This window comes from Achromobacter sp. AONIH1, assembly GCF_002902905.1.
Classification (GTDB): Bacteria; Pseudomonadota; Gammaproteobacteria; order Burkholderiales; family Burkholderiaceae_B; genus Achromobacter.
The window spans coordinates 2,975,591-2,990,725 of record NZ_CP026124.1 but is presented as its reverse complement, the minus strand read 5'-3'; the positions used below and the strand labels follow the sequence as shown (position 1 = coordinate 2,990,725).

Genomic DNA, 15,135 nt, shown 5'->3' with positions numbered 1-15,135 from the left:
CTCCTCGATTCTCAAGCGGCTGGGGAAGATTGGGGGGACGGCGCGGGCCGGGCCGCCGGACGGCCGGCCGGCGCCTTGCGGGCGCGGGCCGCCTTGCGGGCCATCCAGGCCAGCAGCAACGCACCGGCCAGGCAGGTCAGGTCGAATCCGGCCATCACCCAGTCGCCGGCCGGCAGCGAGACCGCCAGATGGCGCTGGGTGGTCAACGCATTGATCACCGGCACCAGCGCCAGCGACGCGGCGGCGACGGCCAGCAGGTCCAGCCATTTGCGGCGTTGGAACAGGAAAGCGTAGACCAGCGACAGGCCCCAGGCCGAGAAAAAAGCGCGCACTTCCCAGAGCTGGCGTCCCGGCAGGTCGTGCGGCAGCAGGCGGTTGGCCCAGAAGAAGGCGGCGACGGCGATGAACAGGCCGGCCACCGTGCCGGCGTTCAAGCCGTCCACCAGGCGCAGCGAGAAGGCCTCGCGCGCGCCCGGCCGGGCCTTCTGGCGACGCTTGGCGATCCACAGCACCAGGCCGGTGCCGACCATGCCGGTGCCAGCCAGGCTCACCAGGAAATAGAACCAGCGCAGCACCGGCGCGGCGAACAGTCCCAGGTGCAGGCCGGTGATCACGCCCGCCGTGCGCACGGTGGGACTGAGCGCGTCCAGGTTCTCCTGCATCTGGCCGGTCACGCCATCAAAGCGCATGTAGGGAGACAGGCGGCCATAGGACACGCCGTCGGCCGCGTTGCGCGTCAGCGTCACGGTGGCGCCGGCATCGCCGGGGTTGTTGACGGTGACGCGCCCCACGTTGCCCTGCCAGTGGCTCTCGGCCTGCGCCACCAAGGGCGCGAGATCGGTCAGGGGCGCGGGCGTGCCGCGCGGCGGCGTGACCTTGAACGAGGCGAAGACCTCGTCGCTGAACTGGCGCGCATCGTCATAGACAGCCAGGATGCCCGCCGGCATCAACATGCCCATGAACAGCACCAGCCCGCTGAACGTGATCATCAGGTGGAATGGCAGACCCAGCACGGACAGCGCGTTGTGGCCGTCCATCCAGGCGCGCTGTCCGCCCTTCTTCGGACGAAAGGTGAAGAAATCGGCAAAGATCTTCTTGTGCGTGATGACGCCGCTGATGATGGCCACCAGCATGAACATGCCCGCGATGCTGGCCAGCCAGCGTCCCCAGGGAAAGCCGATCTCCAGCTCGAAGTGGAAGCGGTAGAAGAAGTCGCCGCCGCGCGTCTCGCGCGCCGTCACGGCCTGGCCGGTCTGCGGATCGAGCTTGACCCGCACGAAGCCGCGCTCGCCCGGCTTGGGCTTGGGCGTCTGGTAAAGCAGCAGGATCAGCGGCTCGCGGTCCGTCGGCGGCGTGATGAACCAGCGCTTGGCGTCGACCGCGTGCTCGCTGAGATAGCGCTGGGCCGTGGCCACGGCCTGTTGCGCGGGCGCGGGCCGGACCTGGATCTCGGGCTGCATCCAGCGCGTGATCTCCGGCCGGAAGAATGCCAGCGTGCCGGTCAGGAACATCGCGAACAGCGCCCAGCCGAAGATCAGCCCCGACCAGGTGTGCAGCCAGGACATGGCCTGGCGCAAGCCCTCCTGGCCCTGCTGCTTGTCGTCCGCCGGCTTCATGCCGGCACCGCGACGCGGCCCGCCAGATACAGCAGGCTCAGCGCGGCCGTGGGGATCAGGATGCCGCCCCAGGCGCGCCAGGCGTTGCGGGTCGCGAAGACCCAGATCACGCCGCAGGCGTAGAACACGAAGGACAGCATCTGCGCCGTCACCACGGCGTCGGCCCGCGCCAGCGGCAGCCAGACGGCCAGGCAGGCGGCGGCGGCAGAAGCCAGGCCGTAGCAGCCCAGGATGGCGGCGATGGCGCGCGAGGCCACGGCCAGTTGATAGGGCAGCATGGCTGCGCCGGCGGCGGGAGCTTTCACAGGAATAGCGGAAATGTCAGGTTGGATACGGAGCGGGCCGGGCCATCGGGCTTGCCCGCGACCAGGCCGGAATCCGCCTTTCAAGCGGATAGAAGTTATAAATTATAACTATTCTCACTACGATATGAGAAACAAAAAAGGCGGCCGTGCGGCCGCCGATTCTTGCCACCCTCCCCGCGCCTTGCCGACGCGGTGGCCCCGCTACAGCGTCACGGTGAGCCGGCGCTCGGATTCCAGGTACTCGCGCGACTGCATCTCCAGGATGCGCGACACGGTGCGGTGGAACTCGTTGGCCAGCGCGCCCTCGGTGTAGATCTCTTCCGGCTCGCACTCGGCCGACATGATGAGCTTGACGCGATGGTCGTAGAACACGTCGATCAGCCAGGTGAAGCGGCGCGCCTCGGAGGCTTGGCGCGGCCCCATGCGCGGCACGCCGGACAGGATCACGGCGTGGAAGCGGTTGGCCAGCTCCAGGTAGTCGTTCTGCGAGCGGGGGCCGCCGCACAACGTGGCGAAGTCGAACCACACCACCGAGCCGGCCAGCCGGAGCGCGCGGATCTCACGGTGCTCGATATGCAGCAGCGGTTCCTGCGGCGGCGTGTCGGCCAGCTGATTGAACGCTTCCTGCAGCGCCGCCTGCGCGCGCTCGTCCAGCGGCGTGTGATAGCACTGCACCTGCTCCAGCGAACGGCGGCGATAGTCGACGCCGGCGTCCACGTTCATGACGTCCATGCGCGCCTGGATCAGCTCGATGGCCGGCAGCACGCGATCACGATGCAGCCCTTCGGGATACAACGTCGACGGTTCGTAGTTGGATGTCATCACGAAGGACGTGCCGTGCTCGAACAGCTTGAGCAGCAGCCGGTGCAGGATCATCGCGTCGGCCACGTCGGACACGTGGAACTCGTCGAAGCAGATCAGGCGATAGCGCTTGGCCACGCGCCGGGCCACTTCGTCCAGCGGATCCTGCATGCCCTTGACCTCTTCCAGCTCGCGGTGCACGCCGCGCATGAACTCATGGAAGTGCAGGCGCGTCTTGCGCACCACCGGCACGGTGGCGTAGAAGGCGTCCATCAGGAAGCTCTTGCCACGCCCCACCCCGCCCCACAGATAGACGCCGCGCGGCACGTCCGGCCGGTTCAGCAGCTTCTTCAGCGCGTTCGAGCGCATCGCCTTGAACTTGACCCATTCGTCGTAGTAGCGCTGCAGGCGGTCGATCGCCTTCTTCTGGGCCTCGTCGGGCTGATAGCCGCGCTCGGCCAGGGCGTGTTCGTAGTATTCGCTGACGTTCATGTGGGGAAACAGGCTGGCAGGATGAAAAAAGGGCGGATCCGCGAACCCGCCCCCAGGCAACCATGGCGCCGATCCGCCGGGGCCAGGCCCCGGGCGGACCAGAGCCCGCGCATCAGAAGTTCAAGGCGCGCTTGTCCACGGCCAGCGCGGCTTCCTTCACGGCTTCCGACAGGGTCGGGTGCGCGTGGCAGATGCGGGCGATGTCTTCGGCGGCGCCGCGGAATTCCATGATGGTCACGGCTTCCGAGATCAGCTCCGAGGCCATCGGGCCGACGATGTGCACGCCCAGGACCTCGTCGGTCTTGGCATCGGCGATCACCTTGGCGAAGCCGGTGGTGTCGCCCAGCGCGCGGGCGCGGCCGTTGGCCAGGAAGGGGAAGCTGCCGGCCTTGTACTCGCGGCCTTCCTTCTTGAGCTGCTGCTCGGTCTTGCCGACCCAGGCGATTTCCGGCGAGGTGTAGATGACCCACGGCACGGTGTCGAAGTTGACGTGGCCGTGCTGGCCGGCGATGCGCTCGGCAACCGCCACGCCCTCTTCCTCGGCCTTGTGCGCCAGCATCGGGCCGCGCACCACGTCGCCCACCGCCCAGACGTTGGGCAGGTTGGTCTTGCAGTCGCCGTCCACGGCGACGAAGCCGCGCTCGTCGAGCTTCAGGCCTACGGCGTCGGCGTTCAGGCCGCCGGTGTAGGGCACGCGGCCGATCGAGACGATCAGCTTGTCGACCACCAGCTTCTGCTCGGCGCCCTTGGCGTCGACGTAGGGCACGGTCACGGACTTGGCGGTCGCCTTGATCTCGCCGATCTTGACGCCCATCTGAATGTTCAGGCCCTGCTTGGTGAAGGCCTTCAAGGCTTCCTTGGCCACTTGTCCGTCAGCGGCGGCCAGGAATTCCGGCATCGCTTCCAGGATGGTGACTTCGGAACCCAGGCGGCGCCACACGCTGCCCATTTCCAGGCCGATCACGCCGGCGCCGATCACGCCCAGCGTCTTCGGCACGGCGCCGATGTTCAGCGCGCCGTCGTTGGACAGCACGACCTTCTCGTCGAACGGCAGGCCGGGCAGTTCGCGCGCCGACGAACCGGTCGCCACGACCACGTGCTTGGCGACCAGGTCTTCCTCGGTGGTGCCGGTGACCTTGATCGCCCAGCCGCCTTCGACCTGGCCGGCGAACGCGCCCTTGCCGTGGAAGAAGGTGACCTTGTTCTTCTTGAACAGGTACAGGATGCCGTCGTTGTTCTGCTTGACCACCGAGTTCTTGCGACCGATCAGCGTGTCGAGCTTCAGGCTCACGCCCTTGACTTCGATGCCGTGCTCGGCGAAGTGGTGGTTGGCCTGCTCGTAGTGCTCGGACGATTGCAGCAGCGCCTTGGACGGGATGCAGCCCACGTTGGTGCAGGTGCCGCCGGGAGCCGGGCCGCCCTGGCCGTTCTGCCAGGCGTCGATGCAAGCCACCGACATGCCGAGCTGGGCGGCGCGGATGGCGGCGATGTAGCCGCCGGGGCCCGCGCCGATGACGACGACGTCGAATTGTTTGGACATAGTGTTCTCGCGATGGGAAATGAAGGGGAACGCGCACCGTCCGCGTCAGGCCGGCATGACGCCGGCCCGGGCGCGCGTGGCGGGGCCGCCGCGCGCCGGGACGGGAAAGCTGGAATTACAGGTCCAGCAGCAGGCGCTGCGGATCTTCCAGCGCGTCCTTCATGGCGACCAGGCCCAGCACGGCTTCGCGGCCGTCGATGATGCGGTGGTCGTAGGACAGGGCCAGGTAGTTCATCGGACGGATGACGATCTGGCCGTTTTCAACCACGGGGCGCTCCTTGGTGGCGTGCACGCCCAGGATGGCCGATTGCGGCGGGTTGATGATGGGGGTGGACAGCATCGAGCCGAACACGCCGCCGTTGGAGATCGAGAACGTGCCGCCGGTCATCTCTTCGATGCCCAGCTTGCCGTCGGCGGCGCGGCGGCCGAAGTCGGCGATGGCCTTCTCGATGTCGGCGATCGACAGCTGGTCGGCGTTGCGCAGGATCGGCACCACCAGGCCGCGCGGGCTGCCCACGGCGATGCCGATGTCGAAGTAGCCGTGATAGATGATGTCCTTGCCGTCGATCGAGGCGTTGATCAGCGGGAACTTCTTCAGGGCGGCCACGGCGGCCTTGACGAAGAACGACATGAAGCCCAGCTTGATGCCGTGTTCCTTCTCGAACTTGTCCTTGTACTTGTTGCGCAGGTCGATGACGGCCTGCATGTTCACTTCGTTGAACGTGGTCAGGATCGCGTTTTCCTGCTGCGACTGCAGCAGGCGCTCGGCGATGCGGGCGCGCAGGCGGCTCATCGGCACGCGCTGTTCCGGACGGCCGTCCAGCGACAGCGTCGGGGGCGCGACCGGAGCGGCGGCGGCCTTGGCGGGCGCGGCGGCGCTGGCGGCCAGGGCGTCGCCCTTGGTCACGCGGCCATCGCGGCCGGTGCCGGCCACGGCAGCGGCGTCCACGCCCTTCTCGGCCAGGATCTTGGCGGCGGCGGGCGAGGCCACGCCGGCGGCGGAGGTCGAAGCGGGCGCGGCGGCGGCCGGCGCGGCAGCGGCGGCCTGGGCGGCGGGCGCGGCGGCGGCGGGGGCCGTGGCGGCGGCGGCGGCCTTGCCGGCGGTGTCGATGCGGGCCAGCAGCTCGCCCGAGGTCACGGTGCTGCCATCGCCCTTGACGATTTCAGCCAGCACGCCCGAAGCGGGGGCCGGCACTTCCAGCACGACCTTGTCGGTTTCGACTTCGATGAGGATTTCGTCCGCTTCGACGGCCGCGCCGGGCTGCTTCTTCCAGGTCAGCAGGGTCGCTTCGGAAACGGATTCGGAAAGTTGGGGGACGACGACGTCGGTGATAGCCATTTGATGTATTCCGTTGAGTTTGTGTTCTGTGCTCGCCGCGTGGCGGGCGCCGGTTCTGATTCCGGCGCGCCGCCGCGCGCTTTGGTGCTTACTTCGTCAGCATGACCTTGAACTTGGGCGCGAAGGCGGTCTCGATCAGGGCCTTCTGCTGTTCCTGGTGCTTGGCCAGGTAGCCGACGGCCGGCGAAGCCGACGCGGCACGACCGGCGTAGCCCAGCTTCTGGCCTTCGGTCATGTTCTCGTACACGTGATGCTGGATGTAGAACCACGGGCCCTGGTTCTGCGGCTCGTCCTGCACCCAGATCACTTCCGTGGCCTTGGGGTACTTGCGCAGTTCGGCTTCGAAGGCCTTGTGAGCGAACGGATACAGCTGCTCGACACGGACGATGGCGACGTTGTCGGCGCCACGCTCGCGGCGGGCGTTGACCAGGTCGTAGTAGACCTTGCCCGAGCAGGCCAGCACGCGCTTGACCTTGGCGGCGTCGATCGTGTCGTCCACTTCGCCGATCACGGGGCGGAAGCTGCCGCCGGCCAGATCGGTCAGCGGCGAGCCGGCGTCCTTGTTGCGCAGCAGCGACTTGGGCGTGAACAGCACCAGCGGCTTGCGGAACGGGCGGATCATCTGGCGACGCAGAACGTGGAAGATCTGCGAGGCCGAGGTCGGCTGAACCACTTGCATGTTGTTGTCGGCGCACAGCTGCAGGAAGCGCTCGATGCGGCCCGACGAGTGCTCGGGGCCCTGGCCTTCGTAGCCGTGCGGCAGCATCAGGGTCAGACCCGACTGGCGGCCCCACTTGGCTTCGCCGGAGCTGATGAACTGGTCGATCACGACCTGGGCGCCGTTGACGAAGTCGCCGAACTGGCCTTCCCAGATGGTCAGCGTGTTGGGCTCGGCGCTGGAGTAGCCGTATTCAAAGCCCAGCACCGCCTCTTCGGACAGCACGGAGTCGATCACGGTGAAGGGCGCCTGGCCTTCCGAGACATTCTGCAGCGGGATGTAGGTGCCGTCGTTCCAGCGCTCGCGGTTCTGGTCGTGCAGCACGGCGTGGCGGTGCGTGAACGTGCCACGGCCCGAGTCCTGGCCGGTGATGCGGATGGCGTAGCCCGAGGACACCAGGGTCGCGAAGGCGAGGTGCTCGCCCATGCCCCAGTCCAGGTTCATCTCGCCCTTGGCCATGGTGCGACGGTCGTTCAGCAGCTTGGCGACCAGCGGGTGCACGGTGAAGCCTTCCGGCACCGTGGTGATGCGCTCGCCGATGCGCTTCAGTTCAGCCAGCGGCACGGCGGTGTCGGCCTGGTCGGTCCACTTGGCGCCCAGGAAGGGCGACCAGTCGATGGCGTACTTGCTCTTGTAGTCGGTCAGCACCGGCTCGATGGTGCGCTGGCCGTCTTCCATCAGCTGGCGGTAGTCCTTGACCAGCTGGTCGGCTTCGCCTTCGGCCAGCACGCCCTGCGTGGTCAGCTTGTCGGCGTACAGCTTGCGCGTGCCGGGGTGATGGCCGATGCGCTTGTACATCAGCGGCTGCGTCAGCGAGGGGGTGTCCTGCTCGTTGTGGCCCAGCTTGCGGAAGCAGACGATGTCGACCACTACGTCGTGGCGGAACTGCAGGCGGTAGTCCAGCGCCAGCTTGGTGACGAACACCACGGCTTCGGGATCGTCGCCGTTGACGTGGAACACCGGGGCTTCGATCATCTTGACCACGTCGGTGCAATACAGCGTCGAACGCGAGTCGCGCGGGTCGGACGTGGTGAAGCCGATCTGGTTGTTGATGACGATGTGCAGCGTGCCGCCCGTGCCGTAGCCGCGGGTCTGGGCCAGGTTCAGGGTTTCCATGACCACGCCCTGGCCGGCGAAGGCCGCGTCGCCGTGCACCAGCACCGGCAGCACCTGCTTGCCTTCGGCGTCGCCGCGGCGTTCCTGGCGAGCGCGCGCGCTGCCTTCGACCACGGGGTTGACGATTTCCAGGTGGGACGGGTTGAACGCCAGCGACAGGTGCACCGGACCGCCACGGGTGGACAGGTCGCTCGAGAAGCCGTTGTGGTACTTCACGTCGCCGTCGGTCAGGCCTTCGGCGTGCTTGCCTTCGAACTCGGCGAACAGGTCGCCGGGCATCTTGCCCATGATGTTCACGAGCAGGTTCAGGCGGCCGCGGTGGGCCATGCCGACCACGATTTCCTGCACGCCGTTCTCACCGGCGTGGTTCACCACTTCGTCCATCGAGGCGATGAAGCTCTCGCCGCCTTCCAGCGAGAAGCGCTTCTGGCCGACGTACTTGGTGTGCAGGAAGCGCTCGAGGCCTTCGGACTCGGTCAGCTGCTGCAGGATGTGGCGCTTTTCCTCGACCGTGTAGGTCGGCGCGCCCAGCGTGGTTTCCAGGCGTTCCTGGATCCAGCGCTTGGCGGCGGGGTCGGAGATATGCGTGAATTCGGCACCGATGCTGCGGCAGTACGTGTCGCGCAGCGCCTTCAGGATGTCGCGCAGCGTCATGGTGCTGGCGGTCGTGAAGTAGGTGTTGGTGGCCGAGTAGGTCTGGTCCAGGTCGGCTTCGGTCAGGCCGTAGAAGGCGGGATCGAGCTCGGGGATCGGCGGACGTTCCTGGCGCTTGAGCGGATCGAGGTCGGCCCAGCGCGAACCCAGCGAACGGTAGGCGGCGATCAGGGACTGCACCGAGACTTGCTTGCTGGCGACGCTCAGGTCGGGTTCGGCGGCGCGTTGCACGAAGGCATTGGCCTTGGCGCGCTGGGCGAACGATTCGACGATGGGAGCGTGGGCCTGGTCGCGGGTGGATTCCTGGCCGTCGGTGGCGGGAGCGTGCTGCAGCTGGTCGAAGTATTCGCGCCAGTTGTCCGGCACCGAACCGGGGTTGTCGAGGTAGGCTTCGTAAAGCTCCTCAACGTAGGGGGCGTTCCCCCCAAACAGATAAGACGTGGATAGGGATTCTATTTCCGAAGACATAATCGCTTCACCTTTACGAGTGCTTCACTCGACACGATGCAGGAAAAAACCTTCCGCGACACGGGCTTCCCGGTTAGCGGATAGCAGGGGCAGAAGGCGCGTACAAGCCCTTAAAAGCCGTATGGATTAAGAGTATAACCCTTTGAGTTTATGGGCGTCTTGCTGCGATTGCGTGACGCAAAACGGCCGTCCATCGCCGTTTCCCGGCCTGCGGGAATGTCCTGGCAACCCCTTCTATCGAGCCGTCTACGCGCATTCAAAATGCCGTCTGCGAAAAATGCGGCGGCGCGTCATGAAAGACCTCGCAGCAGCGCAGTGTTGCGCTTTTGCGTCGGATCAGGCGCGCTCAGAGCGGCAATTCGGTGGTCGACATGATCTCCTTCAATACGAAGAAGGTGCGGATCTGCCGTACCCCGGGCAGCTTGATGATCTCGCCCGCGTGCAGCTTGTTGAAGCGCTCCAGGTCGCGGATGCGCAGCATCAGGAAGTAGTCGAACTCCCCCGCCACCAGGTGGCATTCCAGGCAGCCGCTGATGCCGCGCGCGGCCTCCTCGAAGTCGGTGAAAGCCTCCGGCGTGGAACGGTCCAGCACCACGCCCACGATCACCAGCGTGGCCATGTCCGCCGCGGCCGGCTCCAGCAGCGCCACCGTCTTGCGGATCACGCCCTCGGTGCGCAGCTTTTCCACCCGCCGCAGGCAGGCCGCCGGGCTGAGATTCACCCGCGCGCTCAAATCCAGGTTGGTGATCTGCGCGTCCTTTTGCAGCACCCGCAGGATCTGGCGGTCGATCCGGTCCAGGCTGGAGAGGGTGGCCATCTTATCTGTCCCTGTAAATTTAATTTTGATGAGTCATCATTTTTATAAATTCAAAGGACTATCAAGTCCATCAACCTAAATGAAACATCAATAAATCACAAAAATACGCAATTGACCACATAACCCCATGATTCCTATGATTTTTTCAGCCACGGCCGCTTCCGGCCCGGCTCGAAAACGCCAAAGGAGCTTCCATGGACCTGCAACGCTTCCCCCGCCACCGCCTGACCTTCGGCGACACGCCCATCGAACGGCTGGACCGGCTGTCGGCCCACCTGGGCGGCAAGGTCGAGCTCTACGCCAAGCGCGAGGACTGCAATAGCGGCCTGGCCTTCGGCGGCAACAAGCTGCGCAAGCTGGAATACCTGATCCCGCAAGCGCTGGAACAAGGTTGCGACACGCTCGTCACCATCGGCGGCATCCAGTCCAACCACACGCGCATGGTCGCGGCGGTGGCGGCCAAGCTGGGCCTGAAGTGCGTGCTGGTGCAGGAAAACTGGGTGGACTATTCGGACGCCGTCTACGACCGGGTCGGCAACATCATGATGAGCCGGCTGATGGGCGCCGACGTGCGGCTGGTGGACCAGGGCTTCGACATCGGCTTCCGGCGCAGCTGGGAAGAGGCGCTGGAGGACGTGCGCCGCCGTGGCGGCAAGCCCTACGCCATTCCGGCCGGCGCGTCGGACCATGAACTGGGCGGACTGGGCTATGTGGGCTTCGCCGAGGAAGTGCGGCGCCAGGAAGCCGGACTGGGCTTCAAGTTCGACTACATCGTGGTCTGCGCCGTCACCGGCAGCACGCAGGCCGGCATGGTGGTGGGCTTCGCCGACGACGGTCGCGCCGACCGCGTGATCGGCATCGACGCCTCGGCCACGCCGGACCAGACGCGGGCGCAGATCCTGCGCATCGCACGCCGCACCGCCGACATGGTCGGGCTGGGCCGCGCCATCGAGGACGCCGACGTGACCCTGGACACGCGCTACGCCTATCCGGCCTACGGCCTGCCCTCGGCCGAGACCAACGAGGCCATCCGCCTGTGCGCGCGGCTGGAGGGCATGATGACGGACCCGGTCTACGAGGGCAAATCCATGCAGGGCATGGTGGACAAGGTCCGGCGCGGCGAATTTCCCGCCGGCTCGCGGGTGCTGTACGCACATCTCGGGGGGGTGCCGGCGATCAACGCCTACAGCTTTCTCTACCGCAACGGCTGAGCCCGGCGGCTACGGCGCGCTGGGCTGGCCTTGCGGCGACCTGCGCTGAGCAGGCTCGGCGGTGCAATCCATGCATTCATGTATATGACCGCGACGGGATTCGGGCTATGGTGTCTGGCCCTTTCCCGCCCCTGCCCTCTCACGGATTCGCGCCATGCCCCATACGCTAGCCCGACTCAACGCCGCGACCGCCGACGACGCCGCCAGCATGCTGGCCGGACTGTACCCGGGCGCGCCCGGGATCGCGGCCCGGGCGCTGGACGAACGCCCCTTCGCCACGCTGGCCCAGCTCAAGCAGGCCCTGCGCCGCGCTGTCGACGGCGCGGGCGGCGAGGTGCTGGCGGCGCTGATCGACGCCGGCGCCAGCACGCTCCCAAAGGGCGACACGTCCGCCGAACGAGACGAGCTGGCCAGACTGGCCGCCGCCTATCGCGAGCGCCATGGCCACGATCCCGTGCTGGCGACGCACGACGCACGGGGCCGCGAACTGGACGCGGGCCAGGCCATCGCCAGCCTCGCGCGTCGCCTGGACCATCCGGTCGACATCGAACGGAAAGAGACGCTGATCGCGCTCCATCGCAACGCCGAACTGCGACTGCGCGACGCCTTCGGCGACCGCCCCGCGCTGGGCGAGGACATCTGGGACTGGCATGAGCAACTGAGCGCGCACAGCGACCCCGGCTACGCCGAGCGCGGCCTGCTCACCGTCACCTACCTGACCGATGCCCACCGGGCCTGCGCCCGCCAGATCGAAACCTGGATGCGCGACGGCGGCTTCGACGAGGTCGGCATCGACGCGGTCGGCAACGTGGTCGGCCGCTATCGCGCCGCCACGGCGGACGCCCCCATCCTGTTGACCGGCAGCCACTACGACACGGTGCGCAACGCCGGCAAGTACGACGGCCGCCTGGGCATCTTCGTGCCCATGGCCTGCGTGCGCGAGCTGAGCCGCCAGGGCCGGCGGCTGCCGTTCCAGATCGAGGTGGTCGCCTTCGCGGAAGAAGAAGGTCAGCGTTATCCCGCCACCTTTCTGGGATCCGGCGCGCTGACGGGCGACTTCCAACCCGCCTGGCTGGACCAGGTGGACGCCGACGGCATCAGCATGCGCGAGGCGCTGCGCCGCGCCGGCCTGCGGGCCGAGGACATTCCCCGGCTGCGCCGCGATCCGGCGCGCTACCTGGGCTTCATCGAGGTGCATATCGAGCAGGGCCCGGTGCTGTACGAGCTGGGCCTGCCGCTGGCCGCCGTGACCTCGATCAATGGCTGCGTGCGCTACCGCGTGCGCATCCAGGGCATGGCCAGCCACGCCGGCACCACGCCCATGGGCAGCCGACGCGACGCGGCCACGGCCGCGGCGGAACTGTTGCTGTACGTGGAGCGGCGCGCCGCCGCCGACGCGGGCTCGGTCGGCACGGTGGGCATGCTGGAGGTGCCGAACGGCTCGATCAATGTGGTGCCCGGGGAATGCCGGTTCAGCCTGGACCTGCGCGCGCCCAGCGATGCGCAGCGCGACGCGCTGGCCCGCGACGTGCTGGCCGAGCTGGCCGCCATCTGCGCGCGCCGTGGCCTGCGCCAGACGACGGAGCAAACCATGCGCGCCTCGGCCGCGCCCAGCCATCCGCGATGGCAACAGCGCTGGGAGCGCGCCATCGCCGCGCAGGGCCTGCCGCCGCATTGCATGGCCAGCGGCGCCGGCCACGACGCCATGAAGCTGCATGAAATCATGCCGCAGGCCATGCTGTTCGTGCGCGGTCAGAACCACGGCATCAGCCACAATCCGCTGGAAACCACCACCTGCGACGACATCCAGCTGGCCGTGCAGGCCTATGGCAGCCTGCTGGACGAGCTGGCCCGCGAATCGGGGAATTGAACAAGAAAATCGGCCCGCGATCGCGGGCCGGCATCAGGATGGCCGCCCGCCGCCGGTCTGCCGACGGCGGGCCGATCCGGGAATCGCTCAGGCCAGGCGCATCACCCGGCGCCAGAACAACACGGCCACGAACGCGAACACGGCCAGCCCCAGGTACGAGGCGGTGACGCCGAAGTCCGCGCCGACCAGGGCCAGCGGCGCTTCGCTGCCCGAAGCGCCGATGATGGCGGCCATCAGCACGCCCACCAGGCTCTCGCCCACGATCAGGCCGGAGGCAATCAGCACGCCGCGCCGGTTGGCGGCGTCGGCGTAGTCGTCATAACGCTGGCCGGCGGCCGCGGCGCGGCGGCGCAGCGCGCGCTCCAGCGCCCAGGCCAGCAAGGCGCCCGCCACCAGCGGCGCGGCGACGGTGGGCGGCAGGTAGATGCCGATGCCCACGGCCAGCACCGGCATGCGCGCCACGCGGCAGGTGCGCTGCATGATGGCGTCGACCGCGATCAGGCCCACGCCCACCGCCATGCCGATCAGGATCATGGTCCAGTTCAGCTGGTGCGAGAAGATGCCGCGCGCGATCGCCAGCATCAGCGTCGCCTGCGGCGCGGACAGGGCCTGGCCCGGATCCATGCCTTCGCGCGGCATGGCGTCGGCGAAACCGTAGGCGTTGTACAGCAGTTCCAGCACCGGCGAGATCACGGCGGCGCCGAGCACGCAGCCGATCAGCAGCGCCACCTGCTGGCGCCAGGGCGTAGCGCCCACCAGCCAGCCGGTCTTCAGGTCCTGCAGGTTGTCGTTGGCGATCGAAGCCACCGCCACCACCGCCGAGGTGCTGAAGATCGCCAGCGCGATGGTCATCTGCACGCCGTTCTTCGCTTCCAGCAGTTCGCCGCCCAGGACCAGCATCAGCAGCGAGACCAGCACGATGGCGACGATGCCCACGCCCGAGATCGGGCTGGACGACGTGCCCACCAGACCGGCCATGTAGCCGCAGGCCGCCGCCACCAGGAAGCCGAAGACGAAGGCGAACAGCACGGCGTAGGCGACCAGCTTCCAGACGGCCATCGCCGACAGCGGCGCGTCGGCCAGGAAGACCTGGAACGTGACGACCAGGATGGCCACCAGCACCAGCGTGACGAGGGAGATCCAGCCCGCCGACAGGTCGCGCTCGGTGCGCGGCGCCTGGCCGGCGCGGGCCTTGCCCGCCTTGCTCAGGGCCGAGAACGAGGCCTTGACGCCGCGCGCCATCGGCATGAACAGCGTGGCCAGGGTCCAGATCGCGCCCACGCCGATCACGCCGGCGCCGATGAAGCGCACCTGCGAAGACCAGATGCCGGTGGCGTACTGCGCCAGCGTCTTGCCGGTCGGCAGGTCGCCCATGGAGGTCAACACCGGCACGGCGATGCCCCAGGCGATCACCAGACCGGTCAGCATGGCCAGGCCGGCCACGATGCCGATCAGGTAGCCGGCGCCCAGCAGCGCCAGCGAAAAGCCCATGGGCAGGCGGAACACCGCCCCGCCCAGCGCGAACCAGCCGCTCACGCTCTCGCCCAGCACCCGCAGGCCGCTGGCGGCGAAGCTCACCGCCGCGGCGACCACGCCGCCGGCCGCGATATCGGCCATGCCGGTGGCGGCGGGCTTGGCCGCCTTGCCCGGCGCCGCGTCGGCCTGCGCTTCCTGAGCGCGCTCGGCGCTGCCCACCCGGAGAATCTCGGCCGCGGCCACGCCCTCGGGATAGGGCAGCTCGCTCTGCACCACCATGACGTGGCGCAGCGGAATCGAGAACATCACGCCCAGCATGCCGCCGGCGGCGCAGATGCCCAGGGTCTGCCAGAACGGAAAGCCCTGCCAGTAGCCCATCATGACCAGGGCGGGCAGGATGAAGATGATGGACGACAGCGTGCCCGCCGCCGAAGCCTGCGTCTGCACCATGTTGTTTTCAAGGATGTTGGCGTCCTTGAACAGGCGCAGCACGGACATGGAGATCACGGCCGCCGGGATGGCGGACGAGAAGGTCAGGCCGACCTTCAGCCCGAGAAACACGTTCGAAGCCGTGAAGATGACGGTGATCAGTGCGCCCAGCAGGACGCCGCGGAACGTCAGTTCCGGCAGCGTCACGTCTGCCGGGACGCTGATGGGTTGAGCCATTGAAGTCTCCTTTTCACTGGCCGGGCGGCTGCGTGTCGGACTTCTG

General features: G+C 67.7%; 10 protein-coding genes. 2 read left to right on the top strand and 8 right to left on the bottom strand.

Annotated features, from left to right (window positions below; translation table 11 throughout):
• Positions 1–11: 11 nt before the first annotated feature.
• The 7 genes from C2U31_RS13565 to C2U31_RS13535 all read right to left on the bottom strand — a co-directional run bounded on the left by C2U31_RS13565 (position 12) and on the right by C2U31_RS13535 (position 9,866).
• Complete coding sequence (locus tag C2U31_RS13565; RefSeq protein WP_103273233.1) at positions 12–1,616, bottom strand: PepSY domain-containing protein; 1,605 nt, start codon at positions 1,614–1,616, stop codon at positions 12–14.
• Positions 1,613–1,894 carry a DUF3649 domain-containing protein gene (locus C2U31_RS13560; protein ID WP_103273232.1) on the bottom strand — a complete coding sequence of 94 codons (282 nt, stop codon included), beginning with the start codon at positions 1,892–1,894 and terminating at the stop codon, positions 1,613–1,615. The genes C2U31_RS13565 and C2U31_RS13560 overlap by 4 nt, the downstream gene beginning before the upstream one ends.
• A 228-nt stretch (positions 1,895–2,122) precedes the next feature.
• Positions 2,123–3,214 carry a cell division protein ZapE gene (gene zapE / locus C2U31_RS13555; protein ID WP_103273231.1) on the bottom strand — a complete coding sequence of 364 codons (1,092 nt, stop codon included), beginning with the start codon at positions 3,212–3,214 and terminating at the stop codon, positions 2,123–2,125.
• Positions 3,215–3,326: 112 nt separating this feature from the next.
• The gene (lpdA, locus tag C2U31_RS13550) at positions 3,327–4,754 is read right to left on the bottom strand and encodes a dihydrolipoyl dehydrogenase (RefSeq protein ID WP_103273230.1); all 1,428 of its coding nucleotides are present in this window, start codon (positions 4,752–4,754) and stop codon (positions 3,327–3,329) included.
• Positions 4,755–4,869: 115 nt separating this feature from the next.
• A complete protein-coding gene (odhB, locus tag C2U31_RS13545) occupies positions 4,870–6,093 on the bottom strand; it encodes a 2-oxoglutarate dehydrogenase complex dihydrolipoyllysine-residue succinyltransferase (RefSeq protein ID WP_103273229.1) in 1,224 nt (407 codons plus the stop codon).
• A gap of 88 nt (positions 6,094–6,181) precedes the next feature.
• Positions 6,182–9,049, bottom strand: a complete 2,868-nt coding sequence (locus C2U31_RS13540) for a 2-oxoglutarate dehydrogenase E1 component (RefSeq protein WP_103273228.1) — start codon at positions 9,047–9,049, stop codon at positions 6,182–6,184.
• 346 nt (positions 9,050–9,395) lie between these two features.
• Positions 9,396–9,866, bottom strand: coding sequence for an Lrp/AsnC family transcriptional regulator (locus tag C2U31_RS13535; protein ID WP_103273227.1), 471 nt, complete (start codon positions 9,864–9,866; stop codon positions 9,396–9,398).
• A 194-nt stretch (positions 9,867–10,060) separates the two neighbouring features.
• On the opposite strand from C2U31_RS13535, the gene C2U31_RS13530 reads away from it, so the two are divergent.
• Together C2U31_RS13530 and C2U31_RS13525 are read left to right on the top strand one after the other, a co-directional pair.
• On the top strand, positions 10,061–11,077 hold the full coding sequence (locus C2U31_RS13530) for a 1-aminocyclopropane-1-carboxylate deaminase (protein WP_103273226.1): 1,017 nt from the start codon (positions 10,061–10,063) through the stop codon (positions 11,075–11,077).
• Positions 11,078–11,231: 154 nt separating this feature from the next.
• Positions 11,232–12,947: a hydantoinase/carbamoylase family amidase gene (locus tag C2U31_RS13525; RefSeq protein ID WP_103273225.1), complete on the top strand. Its 1,716-nt coding sequence runs from the start codon at positions 11,232–11,234 to the stop codon at positions 12,945–12,947.
• Positions 12,948–13,034: 87 nt separating this feature from the next.
• Here C2U31_RS13525 and C2U31_RS13520 read toward each other — a convergent pair whose 3' ends face one another.
• Positions 13,035–15,089: an OPT family oligopeptide transporter gene (locus C2U31_RS13520; RefSeq protein ID WP_103273224.1), complete on the bottom strand. Its 2,055-nt coding sequence runs from the start codon at positions 15,087–15,089 to the stop codon at positions 13,035–13,037.
• Between the last annotated feature and the right edge of the window lie 46 nt (positions 15,090–15,135).

What these genes read in the sequence shown, in the direction of transcription:
- C2U31_RS13565 (WP_103273233.1), bottom strand. Translation starts at nt 1,616, where the DNA reads ATGAAGCCGGCGGACGACAAGCAGCAGGGCCAGGAGGGCTTGCGCCAG.
- C2U31_RS13560 (WP_103273232.1), bottom strand. Translation starts at nt 1,894, where the DNA reads ATGCTGCCCTATCAACTGGCCGTGGCCTCGCGCGCCATCGCCGCCATC.
- zapE (WP_103273231.1), bottom strand. Translation starts at nt 3,214, where the DNA reads ATGAACGTCAGCGAATACTACGAACACGCCCTGGCCGAGCGCGGCTAT.
- lpdA (WP_103273230.1), bottom strand. Translation starts at nt 4,754, where the DNA reads ATGTCCAAACAATTCGACGTCGTCGTCATCGGCGCGGGCCCCGGCGGC.
- odhB (WP_103273229.1), bottom strand. Translation starts at nt 6,093, where the DNA reads ATGGCTATCACCGACGTCGTCGTCCCCCAACTTTCCGAATCCGTTTCC.
- C2U31_RS13540 (WP_103273228.1), bottom strand. Translation starts at nt 9,049, where the DNA reads ATGTCTTCGGAAATAGAATCCCTATCCACGTCTTATCTGTTTGGGGGG.
- C2U31_RS13535 (WP_103273227.1), bottom strand. Translation starts at nt 9,866, where the DNA reads ATGGCCACCCTCTCCAGCCTGGACCGGATCGACCGCCAGATCCTGCGG.
- C2U31_RS13530 (WP_103273226.1), top strand. Translation starts at nt 10,061, where the DNA reads ATGGACCTGCAACGCTTCCCCCGCCACCGCCTGACCTTCGGCGACACG.
- C2U31_RS13525 (WP_103273225.1), top strand. Translation starts at nt 11,232, where the DNA reads ATGCCCCATACGCTAGCCCGACTCAACGCCGCGACCGCCGACGACGCC.
- C2U31_RS13520 (WP_103273224.1), bottom strand. Translation starts at nt 15,089, where the DNA reads ATGGCTCAACCCATCAGCGTCCCGGCAGACGTGACGCTGCCGGAACTG.